Origin of the sequence: Neobacillus niacini (assembly GCF_031456445.1) — a bacterium.
GTDB classification, from domain to species: domain Bacteria; phylum Bacillota; class Bacilli; order Bacillales; family Cytobacillaceae; genus Neobacillus; species Neobacillus niacini_I.
Map to the genome: position 1 here is coordinate 34,160 of NZ_JAVDUQ010000018.1, position 24,220 is coordinate 58,379.

Here is a 24,220-nt window from a genome sequence, read left to right on the forward strand (position 1 = left end):
GAGTTTGATTACAATGGAATTTAGAGAACAAGTAATTGAGTTAGTAGCGGAAGTTTGTCAGGATGATGTAATAAAAGAGAATCCAAATATTGATTTATTTGATTCGGCTTTGCTTGATTCATTTGGCACGGTAGAATTACTCGTCCAAGTTGAGGAGCGCTTCGGGATTACCGTTCCGATTACTGAATTTGATCGCGATACTTGGAATACCCCAAATAATATCGCGTTACAGTTGGCTGATATGAGATGAAAAAGCCTGTATTTATCCCGCTTTTTCTAGCCTTTCTTGTCCTATTGATCCTGGTTGTGGTTCCGGATCGATGGATTGAAAGCATAATTCCAAAGAACCGGGTAAGCCAGGCAGCAACCGAATTAAATCCATTCATGTTTCAAGGAAAATATATTCAGAAAAAAATGCTAGAGGACCCTAAATATCTGCCAATTTACGGTTCTTCTGAACTTGCAAGGCTGGACCGCTTTCACCCTTCCAATTATTTCAAGGAAGTACATGAAGAATTTACTCCTTTTCTTATCGGGCGCGGCGGCAGTGAATCGCTGATTCATTTTTTAAATTTTTCCGAGCAGATCGGCAATCTTAAGGGCAAGAAAATTGTGTTTGTCTTGTCTCCGCAATGGTTTAATCCTAAAGGAGCGGATGAATCGCATTTTGTTCCCAATTATTCTTCTTTACAAGGATATGATTTTGCCTTTAATCACACGATCAATCCTCAAGTGAAGAAAATAGCAATCAAGCGTTTATTGACTTATTCATCGGTGAAGGATGACCCAATGCTCTCTACGCTTTACAAGGCAGAGATTACAAATAATCCATGGACAAAACGGGAGGCGTATTTCGTTCGCCCTTTTGCCCTTGCTTACCGCCATCTACTTGAAAAGAAAGATTTATATTATTCTCTGGCAGGCGGGCTTCACCGTAAACGGGATATCAATCCAAAAGTAAAACATCGAACTTGGAGCCAATTGAAACAGGAAGCGGATCAATACGGAGCAAAGCGGGCGACAAACAATCATTTTTACGTCGTGAACTCTCAATATAATAAAATCAAAGGATTTCTTCCTTCATTAAAGAATAAAAACATTCATGCTTCTTATGGGAAGTCGAAGGAATACGGTGATTTTCAGCTTGTGCTAGATGTGTTAAAGCAAGCGGGTGCCAAACCGTTATTTATCTCGGTTCCCGTTAATGGGCATTATTATGACTATACCGGTTTTCCCAAACAGGGGCGTATCGCCTATTATAATAGAATTAAAAATCAGATTAGGGCTGCGGGCTTCCAGGTTGCCGATTTTTCAGGACATGAATACGATCCCTATTTCATGAAGGACACCATTCACATCGGCTGGAAAGGCTGGGTTTACACCGATCATGCTATTAAACAATTTTACGATGGCAATGATAAAAAGGTCGTTTCATTAAACTAAATAGGAAAACGCTTGGGCATGATTGCAGTCCAAGCGTTTTTTATTCATTAAGTCTTTCAAAATTGGGTCTCTTACTCAACCAATTGGCTGTCAAATAGATGACAAAATAAACCGGAACTGAATAAATATATCTCCATGATAACGGTTCGTAAATACCAAGCCATTTAAATAAGGGTTCACCAAAAAAGGAAGTCAGTACGGCAAACAAAATGGCTTTATAGAATGGCTTCATCTTCGGTTTAACTTGGATTAAAAACATGACAGACACAGGCATCAACGCTAAGTCAAAAGGTAAATAGGCTGGAAAAAATGGGATGAGCGGATAGATGTAATTCCATGCTTTCAGCTGCAATCCGATTGCATCCAAGGCAATCGAAATGACCATGACAAATAATCCCGGATAGAAAAGCCGATCGGAGCTATTCTTTTTTCGAAAAATCATCCAGCTCCCCCAACAAAAGATAACAAGACCGAATCCAATCCACCAACGCCATGAAAAAAGTATTTCCTCCTGCCAAATATCGTTTCTGATTTTAAAACCTTGATGGATTAACTCCAACCCCTTATTCATTCCATCATAAACTTTATTATTCATGAAACCACCTTATGTAAAATAAAGCTTATTTTATACACTTTGACAATAAATTATACAAACTCAAAATTAATTTGTTTTTGGGTTGTACCCCTCATCCTTCTCGTTTTTGCTTAGTTTGTTAAAATGAAGAAATCTTTATCCATCAAAAAAGCAGCAACCCTAGGGCTGCTGCTTTACAATAAATAGCCATAATTTAATTGATCGACGTCGTAAAGAATTTTTTAAATCTCAAACTAGCAATCACTAAACCTATTAATCCAAATCCTAATAGGATAAGAACGGTTGCCCAGATATCTCCTAAATGGGCCCCGCGAATCATGACATTCTGCATTCCCTGCTGTGCCCAATATTGAGGGGTGAATTTCCCGATAATCTGAGCAAATCTAGGCAGGAAATCATAGGGGAACCACAAGCCGCCGACAACAGCGCCGCCCATTGTAATGATCTGTACAAAAGCTACCCCTTGGTTTTCACTGCGGACAAATACCGATAACAGCAGACCTAACCCGGTCGCACAAATAGCCAAACTAATCACAATTAAAATAATTGATAGCGGGTCTCCAATTTTTAAATCATATACCAACTTCCCAAATACTAATAAAACGGTCGATTGGGTTAAAACAACCAAAATATTGGGCACCCACATCCCGATTAAATAGTGATAAGACTTCATGGGTGTACTCCGCAGACGCGATAACATCCCGGACTCTTTATCTTTAATGAAATTTCGAACCATCGTAATCATGATAAAGAAAACAAACATCACCGTATATCCTGGAACAACCTGTGTAATCATATTCAACTTGGTGGCATTTTCTTTGATTTCTTTCAATTTAACTGGAGGGGTTAAAGTCGCTTTTGTCTGGTTTGCATTTTGCCCTAATGTTTCGAGAGTTTGTGAGAGTTTCGCTTCTCTAAACGAAGATGTCATATTCTCAAGCACGGCCTTAATTGGCGCAACAGCGGAATCAGCTGTGGCATCGCGGTATAACCGAATATCTGCGGGTTGATTCGCCTTCAAATTTTCACCATAACCTTTTGGAATGACCAAAAGGGATGTGGACCGCCCCTCTTTTATTTCTTTAATTTGCTCTTTTAGTGAGAGAGATGCATTCTTTTTTAATTCAAAACCGGGGATTTGCTTTAATTGCTTTAAAAACATTTGAGACATTTCGGAGTGGTCTTGGTCATAATAAGAAAGCGTGATTTTATCTGTGGTGTTACCAAAAATCGAGGCAAAAATGACAATAAAAAAGATTGGCAGTAAAAACAGCCAAAAAAAGGTCCCTTTTTCCTTTAGGATTACCTGAATTTCTTTTCGAATAATGCTTTTTATCATCGGTCAATTCTCCTTCTTCCATTAATCCCGGAGGGTCGTTCCCGTTAAGGCTAAGAAAACACTTTCGAGTGAAGGTTTCATCATTTCAAGTGCTTTTACTTTTATCCCTGTCTCCGTTACTGCTTGAATGGTATTTTCCATAGAAGGTAAAACCTCATCTGTTTCCAGCAACCAGCCCTTCTTATGTTCACTGACCTTTGTAATACCAGGGATTGAAGGCGGTTCTGGCTGCCCTTCCAGCTCAAGATAAATCGCTTTTGTTGCATATAAGCGAAGAAGGTCATCGAGATTCCCTTGAACAATCACCTTTCCGTGATCAATAATGGCAATATCATCACAAAGTGCCTCCACCTCTTCCATATAGTGCGTGGAATAAATGATGGTAACCCCTTCGGAACGAAGCTTCTTGATAATTTCAAAAATATGATTGCGCGATTGCGGATCAATCCCAACGGTTGGTTCATCAAGAATAATCAATTTCGGTTTATGGAGCATCGCGGCGGCAATATTAATCCTGCGCTTCATCCCGCCTGAATACGTATGAATCGGGTCATTTGCCCGTTCACTAAGCCCAACCTGCGCCAACACTTCAGTAATTCTTTCTTTCAGGAGCTTCCCCTTCACCCCGTACATCTCTCCGAAAAAAACAAGATTATTGTAAGCCGAAATTTTATCGTATAGAGTAATTTCCTGAGGAACATAGCCGATAAGCCGGCGAATTTGATCAGCAGTTTTACGGACATCCTGCCCAAACACATCTACTTCCCCTGCATCTGCTTCAATAATGCCGGTAATAATTTTCATCGTAGTTGATTTACCTGCCCCGTTCGGACCAAGCAGACCAAAACAGCTTCCTTCTTTTACAGTAAAAGTTACATCATCAAGGGCAGTTTTTGTGCCATATTTTTTTACCAAATTGCTTACATTCAGCGATCCTTCCATTTCTCCCCCTCCAATAAAATCCATTTTTTACAACCTTCATAATATACTTTTCCTAGAAAATTGGAATACCTATTAGGCAAAAAAGAAAAAATTTAATCATTCTCTAATAATTAAGGGTATTTTAAGAAATAATTAATATTTATCCTTTATGATTGGTTGGTACAATTTTTTTTAGAGGTGGTGTTTACCATTCTGCAATCCAAAAATACCGGGCTTTTATCCCGCTATATTCCGAATCCAAAAGAGCGAAAAATTGTTTTATTTTCCATGGTAATAGCAGTGATTTTGATCCTAATTGGGATTTTGTACGTTGCCCTTTCTTACCAGACCTTAATGATGGAAGAAACACGCCATTATAAGGAAAGTTTTAAACAATTAGGCTCGATATCACGAATTGGCTTTTTCGCAGTAATCGCTATTTATCCAGTCTTTTTATTATTAAAGTGGAAAAAAATAAAGGAGATCCACTTTGGAGAGATTAAATTAAAATCACTCCTGCAGTTTCTTGCTAAATGGGTCCGTAAGTGGCATGTGCCCGTGGCATTCATTTCTACGGCTATTGCCCTCCTTCACGGGTACTTGGCCATCCTTAGAGGGTTTAAACTGGATTTCACCTATATTACTGGAATTGTTACAACCGTCATTTTGTTTTACCTGATGGTTATGGGATTAAAACGATATAAACGCATGGATAAGCAGTGGCATTTGAAGCTGGGAATAGGATTTCTTATTTTATTCATGATTCATGCGACCTTTGCTTAATATACTGTACAATCTAAAATAAAAAGTTATAATGAAGATAGAATGAAATTACCATCTTCGCTAGGAGTGTTACCATGTTTTCAAATATTGGAGTACCAGGATTAATCTTAATTTTAGTAGTGGCATTAATTATTTTTGGACCTAATAAGCTCCCGGAAATTGGACGTGCTTTTGGGAAGTCGATCCGTGAATTCAAAAAAGCAACAGAAGGAATTGCCGAAGATATTAAGGAAGAAATTAAAGAGGATATGAAAGAAGTAAAACAGATTGATTTGAAAAAATAAAAGGGTAAATGCAAGATGATGATTCATCTTGCATTTTTTCTTTAAAATTCGTCCAGGTTTCCAAACGAGCCGAAGAACTCATAATGAATCTGTTCTTCAGGGACTTCCCATTGTTTTAACGATTGATTTACCACTTTCATAAATGGCGAAGGTCCACAAAAATAAAAATCCGCTTCATTGGAAGGTAACACACTTTGCAGCCATTCCAGTGTAAAAAAACCTTCCTTATCGTAGTTCTTCATTTCCATATCAGTTTCCGTTGGTTTTTCATAAATAACAAAGGATTTCATATTTTTATGCTCTGCGGCAAGTTCGTTGACGTGATTTTTAAAGGCATGCATATTGCTGTTAATCGCTGCATGAATATAATAAACCATTCGATTTGGATTTTCGTTAACCGTCGTATTCAACATACTCATCATCGGCGTTAAACCAACCCCGCCACTGAATAAGACTAATGGCAAATTGGAATCCATATTTAAGTAAAAATCCCCGGCAGGTGCCGTGATCGGGATGGTATCCCCTTCATTCACTTGGCTGTGCAAGTAAGTCGAAACAACCCCATTCGGAATTCCTTCGCTTGGTGAGTCCTCCCTTTTTACACTGATGCGATAATACTCCAAACCTGGTCTGTCAGATAAACTATACTGCCTTAGATGCGTATATTTTTCACCGCTCATTTCCATTTTCACAGTAATGTATTGACCAGGGATAAATTGGGCGATTTGCTGTCCATCTTTCGGTTTTAGATAGAAGGATGTTATGACATCGCTCTCCTTCACTTTGCGGTCAATGACAAAGTCACGGAAGCCTGCCCAGCCGCCTGGCTGAGATTCAGTTGTTCGATACATCTTATCTTCCATTCGAATGAACACATCCGCAATAACCCCATATGCATCCGCCCATGCATTCATGATGTCATCCGTAGCTGCAGCGCCAAGGACTTCTTTGATGGCCCCTAATAGGTTTTCACCAACAATCGGATAGTGCTCGGGCTTAATTTGTAAGCTGCGATGCTTCTCACCAATCCGTTCCAGCACAGGCATGATTTTACTAAAATCCTCGATGTTTGCCGCTGCACCGTAAACAGCATCTGACAATGCCTTTGGCTGGTGGCCGGTGATTTGGTGTGTCTGGTTAAATATATTTAACAATTCTGGATGCTGTTTAAACATCCGCTTGTAAAATTGCTTGGTAATCGCCTCACCATGTTCTTTTACAACTGGCAAGGTCGCTTTAATGATTTCTAATTTTTTAGGATCCAACGCTTTTATTGTATTTAAAACTTCTTTCCATGATTGTTTTGCTTCCAATGTAGTGTTTAAACTCATGAAAAATTCCCCCTTCTAAGAAAGTATGTCCGGTTAAGGAGGAATACATAAAGGTAGGTTTTGCATGTTATTATATCGAAAAAAACATCCCCCTATTTTGTATAGGAGATGTCCTGGTAGAAATTATCTTCTCGATTTATCTGCTAAAGATTGGAATTGACCCATTAGCTTTTGCCGTGATTTTTTATTTCTAAGTAAATATGCAGCACCAAGGGCCACAGTGGACATCATTAAATTTTTTCGTTTCATACCCATTCCTCCTCGTAACAAGCCTTCAATAATATATCTTCCCTTTTATTTCTGATTTTAAAAGTGGTAATGATAATTTAACTTTTTCGTCAAACTAAATATTTACGATTTCGAAAAATTATTGTATTCTAAAAATACAAATAATTAAATTTTCAGTTTTTTATTAGAAGGTGAATAGAATGTATTTTCACATTGTGGTCGCTGTCTTATGCTGGGTGCTCGCTATTTTGATTCCTTCTTTGTCAGACAGCTATATGGTCACATTGATGGTCTTGGGTTTTATTGCGCTACTTTTCTTTTTGCGGGAACTTCTAAGGCATGTGAATAAAAATTTTCTTGATCAGGTAGAGGAAGCAGAAAATTCCGACATTCATACTGTTTCTTCTTTTCAAGGGACCTTTGTAACAATCAGCGATGAGGAATCACCGTTTTCGGATGAATTTACCTATATTATTTTTCGAAATGGGTCCGTTGAAGTCCCTTTGTTTTGCAGGAATCTTAGGATCATTCAAAAGGCCGCTCGAGCAACCAGTGAATTAATCATCTACTATAAAGATCATATCCTGGTGAATGTGGAAGAATTGGATGATTGAGCAACCAATCCTAGTGTGGGGTTGGTTTTTTCTTTTTCAAAAATTTAACAAAACTTTCACAGGCATAGTCTCATTTTTTATATAAAATGGACATGGAGTTAGAAAAAGGAAAGGACGTGGAGTATGCCATTTAAAGCTAGAATCAAACCAGTGGATTTAATAAAATTTGAAATTTTAGACTTCCGAATGGATCTGACAATAGATCAAAAACGGTATTTTGGGGGTCTTGAGAAAGGTTTCGAAGGTGAAATTCAGTTTGATTTAATGACAGAACAACTTCAAAGTGGTCCACTTATCTTAAATGATTTACTGCTTGAATCGAATAATACCAAATTTCAAATTGATTCAAATATTATTTTTCAAGACACTTATAATTTTTTTGAGGTAAAAAATTATGAAGGAGATTATATTTACGATTTAGAAAATTTTCGAACAGCCTCCGGATTGACTATTCAGAATCCATTGAATCAGCTAAAACGCAGTAGAACATTACTTCGGCAACTATTTCAAAGTCTTGGTTATCAATTCCCAATTGAAGCTTATGTTGTTTTTATTAACCCCGAATTTACTTTATTTAATGCCCCTTCAGACTTGCCCTTTATTTATCCAACACAGCTAAATCGATTTTTAAAAAAATTAGATTCGAAGCCAAATAAACTAACTTCAAAGCATTCAAATTTAGCGAACAAATTAGTGTCGTTGCATCAATCTGATACATCATTAATAAAATTGCCTAAATTTGAGTTAGGACAGTTAAAAAAAGGATTAACATGTGGGACATGCCATTCATTTTTTATATCCTTTAGGGGAAATTTTATTATTTGTAATGTATGTGGGTGCGTGGAAAAAGTTGAAGCTGCAGTTATGCGTAATGTTCGTGAATATCTGCTTCTTTCCCCTGACGGAAGAATAACGACAAACGGGATTTCTGATTGGTGCAATATGAATGACTCTAGAAAGAGGATAAACAGGATTCTTGACAGGAATTTTAATAAGGTTGGGGTTCGAAAAGGGGTATATTTCGAGTGATTGCTTTTTATAGACAATTTCCATAACGGCGGTGAAATTTTTGTCTATAAAATCCTTTTTTATAGACACTTCTCCTTGCAAGCACTAGACTTTTGTCTATATAATCACTCTTTATAGACACTTCTACTTGCCGCCACTGGACTTTTGTCTATATATTCACTCTTTATAGACACTTCTCCTCGTAGGCACTAGGCTTTTGTCTATATATTCACTTTTTATAGACACTTCTACTTGCCGCACTGGACTTTTGTCTATATATTCACTTTTTATAGACACTTCTTCTCGCTGGAACTAGACTTTTGTCTATATATTCACTTTTTATAGACACTTCTTCTCGCCGGAACTAGGCTTTTGTCTATATAATCACTTTTTATAGACACTTCTCCTCGTAGGCACTAGGCTTTTGTCTATATAATCACTTTTTATAGACACTTCTACTTGCCTCCACTGGACTTTTGTCTATATATTCACTTTTTATAGACACTTCTTCTCGCCGGCACTAGGCTTTTGTCTATATAATCACTTTTTATAGACACTTCTCCTCGCCGGAACTAGACTTTTGTCTATATATTCACTTTTTATAGACACTTCTACTTGCCTCCACTAGGCTTTTGTCTATATAATCACTCTTTATAGACACTTCTACTTGCCGCCACTGGACTTTTGTCTATAAAATCCTTTTTCCTCGTAACGAAACAACGCTCATTCCACAAGAAATGAGCGTCCTAATCTAAAAACTATTTTGCCATTAAATCCTTCAACATTTGGTTGTGTGCTTTGTATTGCTCGAGTAGTTGATTTAAGTATTTTTTTGCATCTTTTTTGTTTTTTTCTGAGACGGCTTTCTCTAATTCATGGTAGGTCTGCCAATGGCCCATGTCCTTGCCGCCGTGCACTTTTTTAAGAAACTCCTCTTTGGTAATCTTCCCAGCATCATACTGCTTACGGTATTTCTCCATCTTCTCCATGCGCTCTTTTTTCCACTGCTCGCGCTTCGCGACATTTTGAGGGCTTAACCATTTCATCATCAGGACCTTTTTCTCTGAGAACATTTGTGTCCATTCTGCTTTTTTCTCAGGTGTGTATTGGTCTACCCACGCTAAAATCTTGCCCTCTCTCGCTGCCATTTTAGCCTTCCAGTCTCCATGCATAAAATGGTGACGATGGTTACTTTTATCACAGCAATCTTCTTTTGGATTGCCATGGCCTTCATGATTAACGGGAATTTGGTTGTGTGCTGACGCTAGACTCGGTAAGGTCAAAAATAACCCAAGAATCAAAACGAAAAGTTTGTTCTTCATAATAATCTCCTTCCATTAGTAATATCATCCATTTCTAAATTGCACGAATTTATCATGCCCTCTCACAATAAAAATATTCCATAAAAAAAATCCCTCCATCTAGGAGAGATAATTAAAAAGAATGCATAATTCTCCAATTTCTGTTTACATCCATTCCATAAATTCCAGGCGGTTGCCGAAAGGATCGTGAACATGAATCCTGTTTGCACCTGGCAGATTGTCATCTTCCGTAAACTGAACGTGATTATTTTTTAGCTGAGTTTTTAATTCTTCGATATTTTCAACCACAAATGCAGGATGGGCTTTTTTTGCCGGCGTAAACGGTTCCTCCACTCCAATATGGAGTTGAAAAGTGCCAAATTCGAACCATACTCCGCCGCGTTTCTTTAATTCTTCCGGCTTTTCTACTTCAGTTAAACCAAGAATGCCGCTAAAAAATTCTCGGGCCAGATGCTCGCACCCTTTTGGTGCTGCAAGTTGGACATGATCAATCTTTTTAAATGAAAAAGCCATTTTCATCCCTCCGAAAAATTATGGGTGCTCACCCTTATTTTACAAAATTTCTAAAATTCCATCAAATTTAATTCATAATAAAAGAGCCATTCCCTTTAAAGGAAATAGCTCTCCATTCATTATTTACCAATAAACTCCTGCGTCCAATAATTACCTTTTGAGTTAAAACCAACCCCGATATTCGTAAAGCTTGGGCTTAAAATATTTTTCCGGTGACCTTCACTATTCATCCAGGAATTCACAACTTCTTGTGCAGTTGGTTGCCCCATGGCAATATTTTCACCTGCTGATTTATAGGTTACACCAAAGTCCCGCATCATATCAAACGGTGAACCATAAGTTGGGCTTGTATGGGAAAAATAGTGTTTTGCTTCCATATCGTCAGATTTAGTCTGAGCAACTTTGCTTAATAAAGCATCTGCTGATAGCGCAGGCAGCCCATTTTTCTTTCTTTCCCCATTGGTCAAATCAATGACCTGTTGCGCCATTTTGCTAATCCCAGCCGGTGCCTGTGTAGTTGGCTGCTGGGCAGGCGGTGTGGTTGTTTTAGGTGTGGTTCGGTTTACAGTCCCCTGGTTTCCAGTGTTAGGATTGGTAACCACACCATTGTTACCAGCTTTCGGCATATTTACATTCGATTTCCCCGCATTTGGGTCAGAACTATAGTACCAAAAATTCCCCTGCTGAACCCGTTTACTGTGCGGAAACTTATGACTTGGTGTTTCCGTACTAAATGCGTTCGGATCCATGGTAATAAACCCATTTTTGTTCCCGTGAATCTCAGTGGTTGACATCATGATACCATTCTCAGTAATCCCATTGTTCCAACCATTACCCATGTCATTCCAATCATAGTCCCGGGTTGATACATTTGGATTGGTTAAATCCCCTGTTGAAACATTTCGAGGGTTTAATACACCCGGATGATTCATTTCATCGTTCCGGTCATTCCAGGTACGATTATCATTTAATGGGTTATTTACTCTCGTTAAGTCTCTATTTAATGCACTGCGATCATTCACATCATTTGTTGAAACATTACGATGGTTAACAGCTGTATTATCTACATTTGCTTTATTATTCGAACACGCTGCTAATGAAGCCAGCACTAGTGAAGCAACCGCTAATTTTGTCTTTTTGAAGCCCATCATCACATACCCCCTTAGATTTTAGAAGTACGTTTATTATTTTTTCCACTAAGGGCAAAAGTATCGATGGAAAATAACGTGTCAATATACATCTTTTTTCATAAAAACAAAAAAAGATACAAAAATGGCTGCAATCCACCAAATTAGAAGGACTAGTAATGAAAAGGAAAGGGTCATCCCTTCGATTGGCGGGGCCATGCCCCTTAAATAGTCGGTTAGCCGTAAATTAACCATAAAAAAATACTTTGCTGAATGCCAAGAGGAGACCATATTGTTAAGAATCGCCCCAGATATAAGCGCCGCAAGCATAATTCCCATCCCCGCCGCCGTACTGCGAATTAAAACGGACAACATAAAGGATAGTGTTCCAACGACAATCGCTACAAACCAAACCAGACCAAAATCCATCAATAAAAACTGCCAAAGCTTAAGCATTTTAACAGAGGAAGTGTTAAGCCCAGACTCATTTACATTAAATCCTGTTAAGATCGGGGTTCCCCACCCTTTATAACCAAAAACAATGCCGGATATCAAATAGGAAAGAATCCCTGCGATGGCGATGATTAATGAGACAGCAAGACATAGGGTAAAATATTTACTTAAAAGGATTTTCCATCGTTTTACTGGTCTAGTTAAAAGCAGTTTGATGGACCCGAGACTATGTTCAGATGAAACCAAGTCACTGGCAATCACCATCACCATGAGCGGAATAAATAAATCGATTGAGTTTTCCAAAAACATTCGTATGAATGTTGGTGCTCCCGGTGCAGATGGATTAATATCATGATCAAGATAATATTGTTCCTGCTGAAGGGTGATTTGCAGCTGTTTTTTCCATTCTTCTGAAATTCGGCTGCTGCTTAACCGGTTCGTCGTATCAACAATTTGCTGCTGCAAAATCGTTCTCCAGTCGCTTGTCCCTAATTTCTCTCTTTGTGTTTGAACCTGTTTATATTGCGCATATGTAAATAAAATAACAAGAACACCGATAATCAAGGCAATGACAACAATCCGCTTTTTAGCGATTAATTTCATCATTTCGTTTTGAATTAATTTATTCAATCGAATCACCCCCGGTCAATTCGAGGAATAAGTCTTCGAGTACAGGCATTCTTCTGCTCATTTCTGTTACCAAAACCCCTGCTTCTACCAATTTTCGATTCCACTCCGGTGTCATCTTCTCATTAAATTCAGTTAAGACGGAGCCATCTTCATTTTCTTCGATTTCCGTTAACCCACCTAATATCTCTTTTCCTTTATCATTAGGATGAAAATGCCAAACAACCCTTTCGCGATTGGCTAATAAATCATGCACCGTATCAATCTTAATGATAGAGCCTTTTGAAATAATCGCTACACGGTCACATAATTGCTGAATTTCACTTAATAAATGACTTGATACAAGTACTGTAAGGCCTTCATCTACCGCTAAAAACCGAATAAATTCGCGCATTTCCCGGATTCCCGCAGGATCTAGACCGTTTGTTGGTTCATCTAGAATTAGCACTTTCGGTCTTCCCAAAAGGGCTTGGGCTATCCCGAGACGCTGCCTCATGCCCAGTGAATAGGTTTTGACCTTATCGTGAATTCGTTCTGTTAAGCCGACGAGCTTGGTCACCTCATTAATTCGTTCTTCCCCGATTCCGTCAAGCATTCGCGAAAAATGAAGCAGATTATCATATCCAGATAAATAGGGATATAATTCAGGATTTTCAACGATACAGCCAAGGTTCCCCATCGCCTCTTGAAAAGATTCTTCTATATTAAAGCCACATATTTGGATTGAACCTGAAGTGGGGTTAATTAACCCGACCAGCATGCGAATAGTGGTAGTTTTTCCCGCCCCATTAGGGCCTAAGAATCCAAAAACCTCCCCTTCTTTTAATTCAAAGCTTAGACCCTTGATTATTTCCTTTTTGCCAATTACTTTCTTCAAATTCTTTACGGCTAATGTAATATTCCCCATCATCGACACTCCTTACCAGGTGAGCAAGGCCGCAACGCGCTCAGCAATTAAACGGTACCCCTTCGTATTTGGGTGAAATTTATCTGAGTACAAATAGTCATTCACCTTTAATTCAAATAAATCAAATGTCGGTACAAAAATGATTTTTGGATAAGCCGCACTAACTTCTGCACTATCATAATTCCAGTGGCGTATTACTTTTGACATTTCCTTCCCTTGATCAATTTCAATGAATGGATTATATAAGCCAATAAAAAATACATTGGCAGTGCTGTTCACTTTTCGGATCTGCCCGAAAATGAATTTTAAATTATGTAAGTACGTTTTTTCGATGGCAGCAATACTGCCGGCTTGAAAGTCCATTAAACCTTGTCCGCCGCGGAATAAATCATTGCCCCCAATGGTTAAGAGCACGATGTCTGCTTTTTGAATTTGCCTCTGTACCTCTGTCTGCTGTATCTGTCTTCTAAGACCATCTGACCGCTGGCCATTGATTCCAAGGTTGGTAAGCTGTACAGGACGCTTGGTTTTTTCTTTAATTTCATCTAGCAAATCTCCAACATACCCTTTTCCCGTTTCATCCCCGGTCCCTCTCGTGAGCGAATCACCAAGCGCAACAATGGTTAAACCTTTTGTATTGTTGGCTTCTTTCGTAACTATTGCTTTAGGGACTTCTTCCGGTTTACCAGCATAATATTCTCCTACAGCCCAGCCAAGACCAACCAGCCAGAGAAGGCAAAACAAAAACGATATAATGGTAATTGAACGGATTATATTTTTATTCAAACCTATCATCCTTTCTGGCATTTTCTACCTACATTTAACCATAAAAAGCTGCGGAATCAAACTTTTTGAATTCTGATAAAAAGCCTAAAACTACATGGTTGTGAAGCAGTCTTTCAATCTTTTTTTAAACACGGACTCGTGACCTCTTTTTTGTTGAATCAATCGCGGTTAATAACCGGAAAATTTCCAACAGAAGGGTTGTCAGGCCAAGCCATACTCCGCCAAATACATAACCTGCTGCAATCTGGCTGGGGTCTTGAACATGGAAATAGATCCGGCTAATGCCCATGAACAAAAGCATCACAATCCAAAGAAAAACAAGTAAGGTATGGACCCGAATGTATTTACTATGCCGCAGCATGACAAGAAAGAACAAGCCATAAATCACAAAGGCCATTAAAGATTGTTCACTCGGGAAACTGTACGGAAATCGTTCGAGTAAGGACGGTTCATCCGGTGACAGCCGATGAAAAACATTGCGAAGAATTTCTTCATAGACTTCTCCGCCTGCAATGGCGATAAAAAGGAAATAAAGTTCAATCAGCTTATCTTTGCCTTTCCAAATAATCCAAAGAAGTGTATAAAAAATGATACTAATTAACATTGTTGCCGTTCCAAGTTTTAAGAAGAAATTCATTAATACATCATAATGATTCTTAAAAATGATGGAAATTAACATATTGATGACGGTGTCTAAATCATTAATATCGTTTTCAAGGTAATTCTGGATCAAGTTAATCATTAATATGATGAACCCTAATGTTACCAGGGAAATTCCAGCGAGAAATAATTCAGTCCTCCTCCGTGTATGAAAGATTTCAAGCGCTCTCTTTCCGATGAAGGCAAGGGTAAGAATAATTTCCTTCTGAAATTTTTTAATAAGATAAAAGAGGACTAACAGACTCGCAATGATAATACTTCCTATAATTAAATATTTTTTGATTATCTCGTGAAAAATTTGCCATTTGGGTCCAAGCATTTTCCCTAACAGAATAAAGGTGGAAACCCATATGACGGAACCAATCGCTGAGAACGTTGCAAAAATGACAATGGGAAGCCGGGTAATACCTGAAAAATATCCGGTAAAATGTCTGACCCCCGGGATAAATAGGGCTACAATCAACAGCTTGTTTCCGTATTTTTTAAACCAGATAGAAGTTGAATGAAGCCGTTCCGGACCTAAATGAATTTTTGAGCCGTATTTTTCAAAAAACGGCATTCCAAGCTTAGAGCCAATCCAATAAGCAATCATCATCCCTACTAAACATCCAAGAGAGGCAGAGAGCACACTTGCTAACCAGTTCAGCTGACCTTGAAAGGCCAAATATCCAGCGTATCCCATAAGAGCTTCAATTGGAATAGGTAATGCCATGATTCCCAATATTAATGATAGAAATAGAACTAAATATCCATAGTCGTTCATGAAACTGGTTAAATAATTCAATCGTTGCTCCTCCTCTCTAATGGTATTTTATCCATACCTCTTCAATATAGTAATCCATTTCCACTTTCCATAGAAAAAAACCGACTTCCGGTTAAGGAAATCGGTTTTTTTCTATATTATACTAAGCTTCCTTTTGGACCAAAGAATTCAAAATGAATCTTTTCTTCGTTCACCCCAAGATCTTTTAATGAAAGGTAAACAGATTTCATAAATGGTACCGGTCCGCAGAAATAGAATTCGGCATCCTTGTAGGAGACGTTTTCTTCAATCCAATCACGAGTCACGTAGCCTTCTACATCAAAGCTATTATTTTGACGATCCACTTCTGTTGGTGAATCGTAAAAGAAGAAGGAATTCACTTGGTCAAGAGCTGTAAGTGCTTCAACCTCATTTCTTAAAGCATGGACATTTCCGTTGGCAGCTGCATGAATGAAGGTAATCTTCCGCTCAGGCTGCATTTCAACAACGGTTTTTAACATACTCAACATTGGAGTGATTCCAACACCGCCGCTTAATAAGGCGATTGGCGTGGTTTTAGTTGTGTCTAATACAAAGTCGCCGGCAGGAGCACTCACTTTAAGTACATCTCCTTCTTTGACCTCGTCATGAAGAAAATTGGACACCCTTCCGTCCGGATTAGCGGTTCCAGCTTCACGTTTGACACTGATACGGTAATATTCTTTTCCAGGTGCATCTGAAAGGCTGTATTGGCGAATATGGGTGAATTTTTCCCCTTCCATTTCAAGCTTGATGCTAATATATTGGCCAGGGATAAAATGGGCAATTTCCTTTTGGTCTTCCGGTACTAAATAAAAGGAAGTAATAACTTCACTTTCTTCCACTTTGCGGTCAACAATGAAATTGCGGAATCCATCCCAGCCGCCTTTTTGGTTAGCTGCTTCATCATACATTTCCGCTTCCACGCTGATAAAAGCATCCGCGATGATATCATATGCTTTTGCCCATGCATCAATAATTTCGTCAGTCGCTGCTTCGCCTAAAACATCTTTAATGGCTAATAAAAGATGTTTTCCGACAATCGGATAATGCTCTGCTTTGATGCCAAGACTGCGATGCTTATGAGCAATTTGCTGTACAACCGGTAAAATCGCTTCAAGATTATCTATGTACATCGCTCCAGCATAAACAGCACTGGCGAGCGCTCTCTGCTGTCTGCCTTGCTTCTGGTTGGCGTGATTAAAGATATTTAAAAGTTCAGGATGATTTCCAAACATCAACTGGTAAAAACGGGTAGTAATTTGCTCTCCATGTTTTTCTAAAACAGGTACAGTCGATTTAACAAGATCTATCGTTTTTTGGTCTAACATTCTAACACTCCTTACGTTTTTCTTTAACTTCATTGTGATTATATGAAAAAATTCATATTGATAATGTGATCTAAATCACACGCATTTAATTTTGGAATAGTCCGAAAATTAAAATTAATAATTTTCCGTTTCCAAAATTGAATAATTTTTATAAACTCTAAGGAGGATAGGCTTGTGATTTTTCCAAATAATTCAAGAAATGGAATCAAAAAAATGAATAAAAAACTTTTAATTTTTTTTAGTATCTTTTTTGTCGTTGGTGTTATTTATTTAGGGACCTTACAATTTATGATTACTCAATCCAGTCATTCTCAAGTTCCAAAGAACGCTGATTATGTTATTGTTCTAGGTGCAAGAGTGAAAGGAACCGTTCCTTCACTCGCGTTAAAATGCCGAATTGAGGCTGCAGCTAAATATTTATTAAAAAACAAAGAGACAATCGCCATTGCCTCTGGTGGTTTAGGTTCTGGAGAAGAAATATCTGAAGCTGAGGCGATAAAAAGAGGATTAATGGTAAGGGGGATTGAGGAGTCTCGAATTATTTTAGAAAATCAATCTACTTCTACACATGAAAATATTCAATTTTCAAAAAGGCTCATCCCTAAAGGCGCTCAAACCGGAATTCTTGTAACGAACAATTTTCATGTATATCGTTCACTTCGAATGGCCCGCGACCAGAAGCTTGATGTTTATGGACTTGCAGCCAAAACACCTGCTTCTGCTATTTTGAAATCTTATACACGAGAATATTTGGCGATTACGAAATATTATTTGGAGAAGTATGTTTTTTAATGGAAAAGATCAACTGCGGTTTGAAGTTGCTCTTTTTCTTTATCTATATTTTGCAAATACGCAAGTGTCTCTTAGTTCCTTTCCATCACCGGAAAGACCGTCATTTTTTAATATACCTTCTAGAGCAAAATTTAATTTTTCAGGAATGGCTCGACTCCTGATGTTTTTTGAATCACAGCGAATTTCCACTCGTCTTGCATTTAACTCGGTAAATGCAAATTCAGTAATCTCTGCAACTGCCTCAGTCATTAAGCCTTTTCCACTGTACCGTGTATCGATCCAATAGCCAATTTCAAATTTGGGTACGGACCAATTGATTCTATGTAAACCGGATGATCCGATAAATTCACCTGTTTCTTTATCAAAAAGATGCAGCCTTAAATCCTCCCGCGTTAAAAACTTTGCATGTGCCTCACAGATATTGACTTCAACATCCTCTTCGGTTTGATTTTTATGTGCCCACGGCATCCATGGTTTTAGTTCATTGATTGATGCCTGGGTTGCCGGGTAAACAAATTTTCCATCGCCGGGGAGCGGCTTTCGAATGAGCAATCTTTCTGTATAAAATTGTTCTGGAAAATCTAGTAGTATTGGTTTCATGTTTTGATTCCCCTTTCAATGGTAATTAATTCGGTGGATGTGGGGGAAAATCCTTTTTTACTTATTTTGGTTTATAATAAACTCTTCCTTTGTTTTTTCCGGTATAAGGTAAATTCATTGAAATTAAAATTTTATTTGCAACTTTAATGGAATCTATGTGAAGAAAATTTCGAAGTTCTGAATTCGTGATGGAAGGTTTTATAAGAAGAAAATAATCTTGGATTGCTGGTATGTGGGCATCCTTTGATCGGGTTCCGCATTTCGGGCAACACCAGGTTCCGTATCGATATTCCATTCCGAAAAATTCACAGTCTGATTTCGGGCATTGTACGCCAGTCTGGATATCTTCTAAAGAAATTTCGAAGTATGCGAGAATATCGGGATCTTCGGGTACATGATTAGCTAGTAAAAGGCGCGTGATTTTTTTCAATTCTTTTTGGGAGATTTTCTCCATTTCATGACTTTCAATTTCTCCTATTTTATCAAATAGGCCTTCGCTATTGCAGATATTGAGTTTGGAGTAAGGGTTATGAGATGAAAAGGTAATTTTGGTTTTATTATTACTATTTACAAAAAGGTAATGGACTAGGGGCACTACACAATTTTGATCCTGCAACCATTTTTTCAGCTTTATCGCTTGTGTTTTTGCCTGAATTACAGGATTTGGTATCCGTTCACTCGAGTTGTTTTTCACTAATATAACTTGGTCCAACTCACGCTCAAAAATTATCTCTTTCCCTCTATTTTTGGTTTCAAGGTCTAGTAAAAATGCGAGGGATAAAACAAGGACATCAATTTGAAAATAGTATTTTCCGTCAAAGAGGCGGAGGTCATTAATAATATCATATTTCTTTTCAGGAAGCTAATCCAAATAGAATTCGAGTGATTTTTGACCTTGGTATCCAAGCATTTTTATGTTCCTTTCCATCTGGATATCCATGATTCTTGGGTGATCAAAGCGAATCCTCCTTAAAAGTACATCGATTTTTTCTACCATAGGGGGAATTTCAGTGGTTTTAAGTTCATATGAACCAGTCCTCTCTTTTTTGTAAACTATTTCTCCCCATTTGTGTTCTGCACCTGCGAAATTCGACACTTCCTTTCGACAGATTTGTGTCAGTTTCTCATTATTGAAAATTTACTTGCCATTTTTTCGGGATATTTACCACTTCCGAGAATATATTTTCCACTTCTTCTATTTTATTTGCCACTCCCACCAACTACAAAAAAGACCCTCCCAATAAATCGGAAGAGTCTTTAATGAATCAATCTTAATAAGCTTTTGCCCAATACACCATCTTTTCTGCTTTACCGCCGCAGCATACGCATGTATCAGATAATTGCTCATAATCGAAAGGCATACATCTGGAAGTGGCACTTGTTTCCTCTTTAATTTTTTCCTCACAGGCTACATCGCCGCACCACATTGATTTGATAAATCCGCCTTTGGTTTCAAGTGTCGATTTGAATTCATCGAAATTCAATACAACAGATGTACGTTCTTCACGGTGCTTCAACGCTTTGTTATATAAATTAGATTGAATATCGTCAAGTAATTCAACCAGCTTAGATTCTAATTGATCCATTGGGACAACGACTTTTTCTAAAGTATCGCGTCTTACCAATACAACCTGCTTGTTTTCGATATCTTTCGGTCCCACTTCTAAACGAACTGGAATCCCCTTCATTTCGTATTCATTGAACTTCCAGCCTGGCTTCTTGTCACTGGCATCAATTCCGACGCGGGCAACTTTTGACAAGGACTCCTTCAAATCATAAGCAAAATCAAGCACGCCTTCTTTATGCTGAGCAATTGGTACAATCATCACTTGTGTAGGCGCTGCTTTTGGCGGAATCACTAGACCGCGGTCGTCGCCGTGAACCATGATCAAGGCACCAATAATACGAGTCGTGAATCCCCATGAAGTTTGGTGAACGTGCTGAAGCTTCCCTTCTTGGTCGGTATATTGAATACCGAATGCTTCTGCAAAGCCTGTTCCTAAATGGTGAGAAGTACCTGATTGCAACGCTTTACCGTCATGCATTAAACTTTCAATGGTATAGGTAAATTTCGCACCGGCAAACTTTTCTTTTTCAGTCTTTCTACCTTTGACAACTGGAATCGCCAGGATATTTTCACAAATATCGGCATACACATTTAGCATTCTTGTTGTTTCTTCATGTGCATCTTCATCCGTCGCATGACAAGTGTGGCCTTCCTGCCATAAAAACTCTAATGTACGCAAGAATGGACGGGTTGTTTTTTCCCAACGAACCACGTTTGCCCACTGGTTATAGAGCTTTGGCAAATCGCGATATGAGTGGATTATATTTTTATAATGTTCACAAAAGAGAACTTCTGAAGTTGGGCGAACGACTAATCGTTCTGTTAATTCTTCAGAACCGCCATGCGTGACAATCGCCACTTCTGGAGCAAATCCTTCAACATGGTCTTTCTCTTTTTGTAGCAGGCTTTCAGGAATGAACAGCGGCATATATACATTTTCATGGCCTGTTTCTTTGATTCGGTTATCAAGTTCATTTTTAATATTATCCCATAAAGCATATCCGTACGGACGAATAATCATCGATCCGCGGACACTGGAATAATCAATTAAGTCTGCTTTTGTGACAACATCGGTATACCATTGAGCGAAATCTTCGTCCATAGATGTAATGTCTTTTACAAATTCTTTTGCCATTTTGACACCTCATTATTTTAATAAAATATAAAAAGGCCCTAATCCCCCAAAAAAGGGACCAAGGCCTTGGCGATACCACCCTAAATTCATAAAGCAAATGCTTTATACACTCAACATGATAACGGAATTAATCCGCTTGTATCTTCAATCAGATCCGATACAGAACTCGGGAGGCAGGTTCAAATGACCATCTTAAGAAACCTTCCACCAAATGGTTTCCTCTCTAGGTAAGACACCTTCATTTTACTAGTCCCCGTCACAGTTTCAAACAGTATTTTTGAAAAAATTATATATTTCTCTACACAAAATGTCAAATCCTATTTTGGAATATATTTCTGAAGCTACTTCCTGTATGATAAAATCAGGTAAAATGGCAATAAAAGGAGTGATTTTTCTATGAAAGAAGAGCAAGATGATTTTGAAAAAGAAGAGGAAGAAAAAAAATTCCTTCTTGAATATATAAAAATGCAAAATGAGGCATTAAAGCGGGTTTTTAAAAATACACTCGATAAAGAAAAAGAAAAATAATCAGTTGCCAGACGTGTTCACGCGTCTTTTTTATTGTCCAATGTTCATGAAACTTTCAGTTATGTAAAAAATCCATTTCCATTTTTCCCTTTATAATACTCTTATATTGTTTTATTTTTCATCCTATCTCAATATGAGGAGAACTACATATGAATATTTTATCCATGTTCACCACTGCTCTTGTATGCATCATGACAGGATATTGTCTTTATCTGATTCACCGTGAGAAAAAGAAAATTACCTGTGTGTCTGGCATGATGATTGCCATGGTCGTGGCGATGATGACCGGACTCCTATCCGGATATTTAATTGGCATCTATTCGGGTGATATGTTCCTTTCCAGCGGCGTCAGTATGATTATAGGATTCTTTATTGGTTTCCTTGCTGGGCAGCCAATTGGATTGATGGCGATTCTTGACGGGGTACTTGCTGGCTTAATGAGTGGTCTGATGGGGGCAATGCTTGGTGTCATGCTTCAGTTTGAAAATCCGTTTATCATGCTTGCTATTTTACTAGGTTTATATATTATCATCATGGGGCTTGTCGTTATATTTGTTTTGGTGGAAACAAATAAAAGGTTTTCAGTTGATACCCAAGCAATATCTCCTTTTGCGATATTTTCAGCAGGTGTTGTTGCTGTTACATTGTTTTTATTTATGTACGGAAGTGATTATATAAAAATACCTGGTGAGAATGCCTACGCCCAAAATAATGCGACTGTCACACAAGAGGAAGTCGATGTTTCAATGGAGCAAACACCAAAGATTCACATGAATGTCACTGCACAAGGCTACACCCCAAACGTCATCACTGTGAAAAAAGGAGTACCCGTCAAACTCATCATTGATAATCCATTAGAAAATAGCTGCTTATCTACTTTCACAATACGCGAGTTTAATATTAACAAGGTTAATTTAAAAGTTGGAACGACCACTCTCTCCTTTACCCCGACAAAAACAGGTGAATACACCTTTAGCTGCGGAATGGGGATGTTTAAAGGGACTGTAATGGTGAAATAATGTGGCTTGGTCATGAAACCAAGCCATTTTTCATATCTATTTAAATATATTTGGTTTATTGGAAGGTGGATTTAATGACGAATAAAGCGAAGGAAATATCACCAGCGACACAAACTAGAAAAAATGATGTAAGAGTGAATAATCAGTTCAGCTTGACATTAAACTTTGGAGATTCATTGAATTTATTAGCTTTAATCGCTGGAGTTTATCTGATTAGAAGAATTGGAAAAAGGCACAAATTGAAGAAAAAAGAACCCAAATCAACTCTTCTGGGTTCTTGGAAAAATAATTTCAATTGACGTTCCTTTTCCAACATTGCTTTGTACTTTTGTCTTTCCATGATGCTTTTCAATGATCCATTTTGCAATCGACAAGCCCAAACCTGTACCTTCGGCGGATGTCCGTGCTTTATCGCTTTGGTAAAAACGATCAAAGATTTTCGGGATATCTGCCTCGGGAATCCCGATTCCATTATCTTTTACTTGGAGGATAATCGAAGAATGGCTTTGCTGACAGGACAGCTGAATCTCGCCACCTTCATTCGTATATTTAATGGCATTATCCAATAAAATGACAATTAGCTGATGAATTCTCTCTTTATCGCCGAAAAATTGAACGAGTTCCGAGGCATCCAATTGTATGCTCTTCCCTTGATAAGAAGCGAATTCTTCATAATGCTGGTAAATTTCTTTTAATAACTCGTCTAAGCGAAAACTTTGTTTTTTAATTTCAATTTGATTAGAATCAGACCTTGCCAAGGTTAATAAATTGGCGACAAGCTTCGAAAGTCTCCTCGATTCCGTCGAGATGGCGGATATATCGACAACTTTTTCCTGAATGGTTGCTGCTGGCGAGCGAAAAAGCAAATCTGTTTTCGCTTGAATGACCGCGAGCGGCGTTCTTAATTCGTGAGAAGCATCTGAAACAAATCCCTGCTGTTTTTGCCAGGCATTTTTGATAGGAACCAGTGCCTTTCCAGCAAGGAAATACCCTATACCGACCGCACAAATCACCCCAATCCCACAACCAATCAGCATAATTAAAAGAAGGCGGTCCAATAATTCCTTCTCTGAATTAGTATTGCGAATCACTTGTACGGTCACTTTACCTAAAAGCGGTACATCGATTTTTGTGGCAATATAGCGATAGGAAAAATTCTCGACATTCGCATCCTGCAAGGAATTCAATTTTTTCGGACGGATGAACTTTTCATTGTCTTGAAAAAGCACTGATTCCCGATTTTGGTCGGTTAAGAGATGATTGTTTTCATCCCATATTAACGTCATAATCCGCGGATCCCGGTGCATAAATTTCGTACCTTTGTCACCATCAGGGTCTTGGTCTTGCTGGGTCTGATCATTTTGCAAATGATTGACTGATTCCAGCAGGGAATGATTGACATCCTGATATAATTCTTCTTCTGTATAAAAATAAATGATGCCTCCCAGAATGCTGATTAAAACAATAAATACTAACGAATTTAACAGTGTTAGCCTTATATGTGTTTGCCGAAACATTCGCAGTCC

At 38.2% G+C, this 24,220-nt stretch carries 27 protein-coding genes, 1 pseudogene and 1 other annotated feature; of the genes and pseudogenes, 10 read left to right on the forward strand and 18 right to left on the reverse strand.

The window, feature by feature from the left end; translation table 11 throughout:
* Positions 1–13 precede the first annotated feature (13 nt).
* Together dltC and dltD are read left to right on the forward strand one after the other, a co-directional pair.
* Positions 14–250, forward strand: a complete 237-nt coding sequence (dltC, locus tag J2Y67_RS15375) for a D-alanine--poly(phosphoribitol) ligase subunit 2 (RefSeq protein ID WP_310175512.1) — start codon at positions 14–16, stop codon at positions 248–250.
* Positions 247–1,443, forward strand: coding sequence for a D-alanyl-lipoteichoic acid biosynthesis protein DltD (dltD, locus tag J2Y67_RS15380; protein ID WP_310175513.1), 1,197 nt, complete (start codon positions 247–249; stop codon positions 1,441–1,443). The genes dltC and dltD overlap by 4 nt, the downstream gene beginning before the upstream one ends.
* Positions 1,444–1,483: 40 nt before the next feature.
* Here the strand turns inward: dltD and J2Y67_RS15385 are convergent, their stop codons facing one another.
* The 3 genes from J2Y67_RS15385 to J2Y67_RS15395 form a co-directional block, all read right to left on the reverse strand.
* The gene (locus J2Y67_RS15385; protein WP_310175515.1) at positions 1,484–2,038 is read right to left on the reverse strand and encodes a CBO0543 family protein; all 555 of its coding nucleotides are present in this window, start codon (positions 2,036–2,038) and stop codon (positions 1,484–1,486) included.
* Positions 2,039–2,231: 193 nt separating this feature from the next.
* Positions 2,232–3,377: an ABC transporter permease gene (locus J2Y67_RS15390; protein WP_310175519.1), complete on the reverse strand. Its 1,146-nt coding sequence runs from the start codon at positions 3,375–3,377 to the stop codon at positions 2,232–2,234.
* A gap of 21 nt (positions 3,378–3,398) precedes the next feature.
* A complete protein-coding gene (locus J2Y67_RS15395) occupies positions 3,399–4,319 on the reverse strand; it encodes an ABC transporter ATP-binding protein (protein ID WP_310175521.1) in 921 nt (306 codons plus the stop codon).
* Between the two features lie 156 nt (positions 4,320–4,475).
* Between J2Y67_RS15395 and J2Y67_RS15400 the strand changes: the two genes are divergently transcribed.
* Positions 4,476–5,081 carry a hypothetical protein gene (locus tag J2Y67_RS15400; protein WP_310175523.1) on the forward strand — a complete coding sequence of 202 codons (606 nt, stop codon included), beginning with the start codon at positions 4,476–4,478 and terminating at the stop codon, positions 5,079–5,081.
* A gap of 74 nt (positions 5,082–5,155) precedes the next feature.
* Positions 5,156–5,365, forward strand: coding sequence for a twin-arginine translocase TatA/TatE family subunit (locus tag J2Y67_RS15405; protein WP_310175525.1), 210 nt, complete (start codon positions 5,156–5,158; stop codon positions 5,363–5,365).
* A 41-nt stretch (positions 5,366–5,406) separates the two neighbouring features.
* Here the strand turns inward: J2Y67_RS15405 and hmpA (J2Y67_RS15410) are convergent, their stop codons facing one another.
* On the reverse strand, positions 5,407–6,696 hold the full coding sequence (gene hmpA / locus J2Y67_RS15410) for an NO-inducible flavohemoprotein (protein WP_310175526.1): 1,290 nt from the start codon (positions 6,694–6,696) through the stop codon (positions 5,407–5,409).
* 123 nt (positions 6,697–6,819) lie between these two features.
* A complete protein-coding gene (locus tag J2Y67_RS15415; protein WP_310175528.1) occupies positions 6,820–6,945 on the reverse strand; it encodes a hypothetical protein in 126 nt (41 codons plus the stop codon).
* Positions 6,946–7,124: 179 nt separating this feature from the next.
* On the opposite strand from J2Y67_RS15415, the gene J2Y67_RS15420 reads away from it, so the two are divergent.
* Both J2Y67_RS15420 and J2Y67_RS15425 read left to right on the forward strand, forming a co-directional pair.
* A complete protein-coding gene (locus tag J2Y67_RS15420; protein ID WP_310175530.1) occupies positions 7,125–7,538 on the forward strand; it encodes a hypothetical protein in 414 nt (137 codons plus the stop codon).
* Positions 7,539–7,688: 150 nt separating this feature from the next.
* Positions 7,689–8,567, forward strand: a complete 879-nt coding sequence (locus J2Y67_RS15425) for a nuclease-related domain-containing protein (protein WP_310175532.1) — start codon at positions 7,689–7,691, stop codon at positions 8,565–8,567.
* Positions 8,568–9,304: 737 nt separating this feature from the next.
* On the opposite strand, the gene J2Y67_RS15430 is transcribed toward J2Y67_RS15425, so the two are convergent.
* The 8 genes from J2Y67_RS15430 to hmpA (J2Y67_RS15465) all read right to left on the reverse strand — a co-directional run bounded on the left by J2Y67_RS15430 (position 9,305) and on the right by hmpA (J2Y67_RS15465) (position 17,053).
* Positions 9,305–9,868: a hypothetical protein gene (locus tag J2Y67_RS15430; RefSeq protein WP_310175534.1), complete on the reverse strand. Its 564-nt coding sequence runs from the start codon at positions 9,866–9,868 to the stop codon at positions 9,305–9,307.
* Between the two features lie 144 nt (positions 9,869–10,012).
* The gene (locus tag J2Y67_RS15435; RefSeq protein ID WP_310175536.1) at positions 10,013–10,381 is read right to left on the reverse strand and encodes a VOC family protein; all 369 of its coding nucleotides are present in this window, start codon (positions 10,379–10,381) and stop codon (positions 10,013–10,015) included.
* A 119-nt stretch (positions 10,382–10,500) separates the two neighbouring features.
* Complete coding sequence (locus tag J2Y67_RS15440; protein WP_310175538.1) at positions 10,501–11,529, reverse strand: CAP domain-containing protein; 1,029 nt, start codon at positions 11,527–11,529, stop codon at positions 10,501–10,503.
* 81 nt (positions 11,530–11,610) lie between these two features.
* A complete protein-coding gene (locus tag J2Y67_RS15445) occupies positions 11,611–12,591 on the reverse strand; it encodes an ABC transporter permease (protein WP_310175539.1) in 981 nt (326 codons plus the stop codon).
* A complete protein-coding gene (locus tag J2Y67_RS15450) occupies positions 12,584–13,498 on the reverse strand; it encodes an ABC transporter ATP-binding protein (protein WP_310175541.1) in 915 nt (304 codons plus the stop codon). The genes J2Y67_RS15445 and J2Y67_RS15450 overlap by 8 nt, the downstream gene beginning before the upstream one ends.
* A gap of 9 nt (positions 13,499–13,507) precedes the next feature.
* Complete coding sequence (locus J2Y67_RS15455; protein WP_310175543.1) at positions 13,508–14,281, reverse strand: SGNH/GDSL hydrolase family protein; 774 nt, start codon at positions 14,279–14,281, stop codon at positions 13,508–13,510.
* A 124-nt stretch (positions 14,282–14,405) separates the two neighbouring features.
* On the reverse strand, positions 14,406–15,725 hold the full coding sequence (locus J2Y67_RS15460) for a VTT domain-containing protein (protein ID WP_310175544.1): 1,320 nt from the start codon (positions 15,723–15,725) through the stop codon (positions 14,406–14,408).
* Positions 15,726–15,841: 116 nt separating this feature from the next.
* Positions 15,842–17,053 carry an NO-inducible flavohemoprotein gene (gene hmpA, locus J2Y67_RS15465; protein WP_310175546.1) on the reverse strand — a complete coding sequence of 404 codons (1,212 nt, stop codon included), beginning with the start codon at positions 17,051–17,053 and terminating at the stop codon, positions 15,842–15,844.
* A 174-nt stretch (positions 17,054–17,227) separates the two neighbouring features.
* On the opposite strand from hmpA (J2Y67_RS15465), the gene J2Y67_RS15470 reads away from it, so the two are divergent.
* Positions 17,228–17,845 carry a YdcF family protein gene (locus J2Y67_RS15470; protein ID WP_310175549.1) on the forward strand — a complete coding sequence of 206 codons (618 nt, stop codon included), beginning with the start codon at positions 17,228–17,230 and terminating at the stop codon, positions 17,843–17,845.
* 39 nt (positions 17,846–17,884) lie between these two features.
* Here J2Y67_RS15470 and J2Y67_RS15475 read toward each other — a convergent pair whose 3' ends face one another.
* From J2Y67_RS15475 to proS, 4 genes and pseudogenes are all read right to left on the reverse strand, one after another.
* Positions 17,885–18,445, reverse strand: coding sequence for a GNAT family N-acetyltransferase (locus tag J2Y67_RS15475; RefSeq protein WP_310175551.1), 561 nt, complete (start codon positions 18,443–18,445; stop codon positions 17,885–17,887).
* Between the two features lie 61 nt (positions 18,446–18,506).
* The gene (locus tag J2Y67_RS15480; RefSeq protein WP_310175553.1) at positions 18,507–18,899 is read right to left on the reverse strand and encodes a hypothetical protein; all 393 of its coding nucleotides are present in this window, start codon (positions 18,897–18,899) and stop codon (positions 18,507–18,509) included.
* Positions 18,900–19,040: 141 nt separating this feature from the next.
* Positions 19,041–19,289 (reverse strand): annotated as a pseudogene (locus J2Y67_RS28000) (nuclease-related domain-containing protein); the annotation flags it as partial.
* Between the two features lie 427 nt (positions 19,290–19,716).
* Positions 19,717–21,147 carry a proline--tRNA ligase gene (gene proS, locus J2Y67_RS15485; RefSeq protein ID WP_310175554.1) on the reverse strand — a complete coding sequence of 477 codons (1,431 nt, stop codon included), beginning with the start codon at positions 21,145–21,147 and terminating at the stop codon, positions 19,717–19,719.
* Positions 21,148–21,197: 50 nt separating this feature from the next.
* Positions 21,198–21,416, reverse strand: a binding site (T-box leader).
* A gap of 127 nt (positions 21,417–21,543) precedes the next feature.
* On the opposite strand from proS, the gene J2Y67_RS15490 reads away from it, so the two are divergent.
* From J2Y67_RS15490 to J2Y67_RS15500, 3 genes are all read left to right on the forward strand, one after another.
* Complete coding sequence (locus J2Y67_RS15490) at positions 21,544–21,675, forward strand: hypothetical protein (RefSeq protein ID WP_310175556.1); 132 nt, start codon at positions 21,544–21,546, stop codon at positions 21,673–21,675.
* Between the two features lie 149 nt (positions 21,676–21,824).
* Positions 21,825–22,694, forward strand: coding sequence for a cupredoxin domain-containing protein (locus J2Y67_RS15495; protein ID WP_310175558.1), 870 nt, complete (start codon positions 21,825–21,827; stop codon positions 22,692–22,694).
* Between the two features lie 74 nt (positions 22,695–22,768).
* Entirely contained in the window at positions 22,769–22,993 is a 225-nt protein-coding gene (locus J2Y67_RS15500) for a hypothetical protein (protein WP_310175560.1), read from the forward strand.
* Here the strand turns inward: J2Y67_RS15500 and J2Y67_RS15505 are convergent.
* Positions 22,955–24,211, reverse strand: a complete 1,257-nt coding sequence (locus J2Y67_RS15505) for a sensor histidine kinase (RefSeq protein ID WP_310175562.1) — start codon at positions 24,209–24,211, stop codon at positions 22,955–22,957. The genes J2Y67_RS15500 and J2Y67_RS15505 overlap by 39 nt on opposite strands.
* Positions 24,212–24,220 lie beyond the last annotated feature (9 nt).

Excerpts from the sequence above, each read along its gene's own strand:
- dltC (WP_310175512.1), top strand. The coding sequence starts at position 14 with ATGGAATTTAGAGAACAAGTAATTGAGTTAGTAGCGGAAGTTTGTCAG.
- dltD (WP_310175513.1), top strand. The coding sequence starts at position 247 with ATGAAAAAGCCTGTATTTATCCCGCTTTTTCTAGCCTTTCTTGTCCTA.
- J2Y67_RS15385 (WP_310175515.1), bottom strand. The coding sequence starts at position 2,038 with ATGAATAATAAAGTTTATGATGGAATGAATAAGGGGTTGGAGTTAATC.
- J2Y67_RS15390 (WP_310175519.1), bottom strand. The coding sequence starts at position 3,377 with ATGATAAAAAGCATTATTCGAAAAGAAATTCAGGTAATCCTAAAGGAA.
- J2Y67_RS15395 (WP_310175521.1), bottom strand. The coding sequence starts at position 4,319 with ATGGAAGGATCGCTGAATGTAAGCAATTTGGTAAAAAAATATGGCACA.
- J2Y67_RS15405 (WP_310175525.1), top strand. The coding sequence starts at position 5,156 with ATGTTTTCAAATATTGGAGTACCAGGATTAATCTTAATTTTAGTAGTG.
- hmpA (WP_310175526.1), bottom strand. The coding sequence starts at position 6,696 with ATGAGTTTAAACACTACATTGGAAGCAAAACAATCATGGAAAGAAGTT.
- J2Y67_RS15415 (WP_310175528.1), bottom strand. The coding sequence starts at position 6,945 with ATGAAACGAAAAAATTTAATGATGTCCACTGTGGCCCTTGGTGCTGCA.
- J2Y67_RS15420 (WP_310175530.1), top strand. The coding sequence starts at position 7,125 with ATGTATTTTCACATTGTGGTCGCTGTCTTATGCTGGGTGCTCGCTATT.
- J2Y67_RS15430 (WP_310175534.1), bottom strand. The coding sequence starts at position 9,868 with ATGAAGAACAAACTTTTCGTTTTGATTCTTGGGTTATTTTTGACCTTA.
- J2Y67_RS15435 (WP_310175536.1), bottom strand. The coding sequence starts at position 10,381 with ATGGCTTTTTCATTTAAAAAGATTGATCATGTCCAACTTGCAGCACCA.
- J2Y67_RS15440 (WP_310175538.1), bottom strand. The coding sequence starts at position 11,529 with ATGGGCTTCAAAAAGACAAAATTAGCGGTTGCTTCACTAGTGCTGGCT.
- J2Y67_RS15450 (WP_310175541.1), bottom strand. The coding sequence starts at position 13,498 with ATGATGGGGAATATTACATTAGCCGTAAAGAATTTGAAGAAAGTAATT.
- hmpA (WP_310175546.1), bottom strand. The coding sequence starts at position 17,053 with ATGTTAGACCAAAAAACGATAGATCTTGTTAAATCGACTGTACCTGTT.
- J2Y67_RS15475 (WP_310175551.1), bottom strand. The coding sequence starts at position 18,445 with ATGAAACCAATACTACTAGATTTTCCAGAACAATTTTATACAGAAAGA.
- J2Y67_RS15480 (WP_310175553.1), bottom strand. The coding sequence starts at position 18,899 with ATGGAGAAAATCTCCCAAAAAGAATTGAAAAAAATCACGCGCCTTTTA.
- proS (WP_310175554.1), bottom strand. The coding sequence starts at position 21,147 with ATGGCAAAAGAATTTGTAAAAGACATTACATCTATGGACGAAGATTTC.
- J2Y67_RS15490 (WP_310175556.1), top strand. The coding sequence starts at position 21,544 with ATGAAAGAAGAGCAAGATGATTTTGAAAAAGAAGAGGAAGAAAAAAAA.
- J2Y67_RS15495 (WP_310175558.1), top strand. The coding sequence starts at position 21,825 with ATGAATATTTTATCCATGTTCACCACTGCTCTTGTATGCATCATGACA.
- J2Y67_RS15500 (WP_310175560.1), top strand. The coding sequence starts at position 22,769 with ATGACGAATAAAGCGAAGGAAATATCACCAGCGACACAAACTAGAAAA.
- J2Y67_RS15505 (WP_310175562.1), bottom strand. The coding sequence starts at position 24,211 with ATGTTTCGGCAAACACATATAAGGCTAACACTGTTAAATTCGTTAGTA.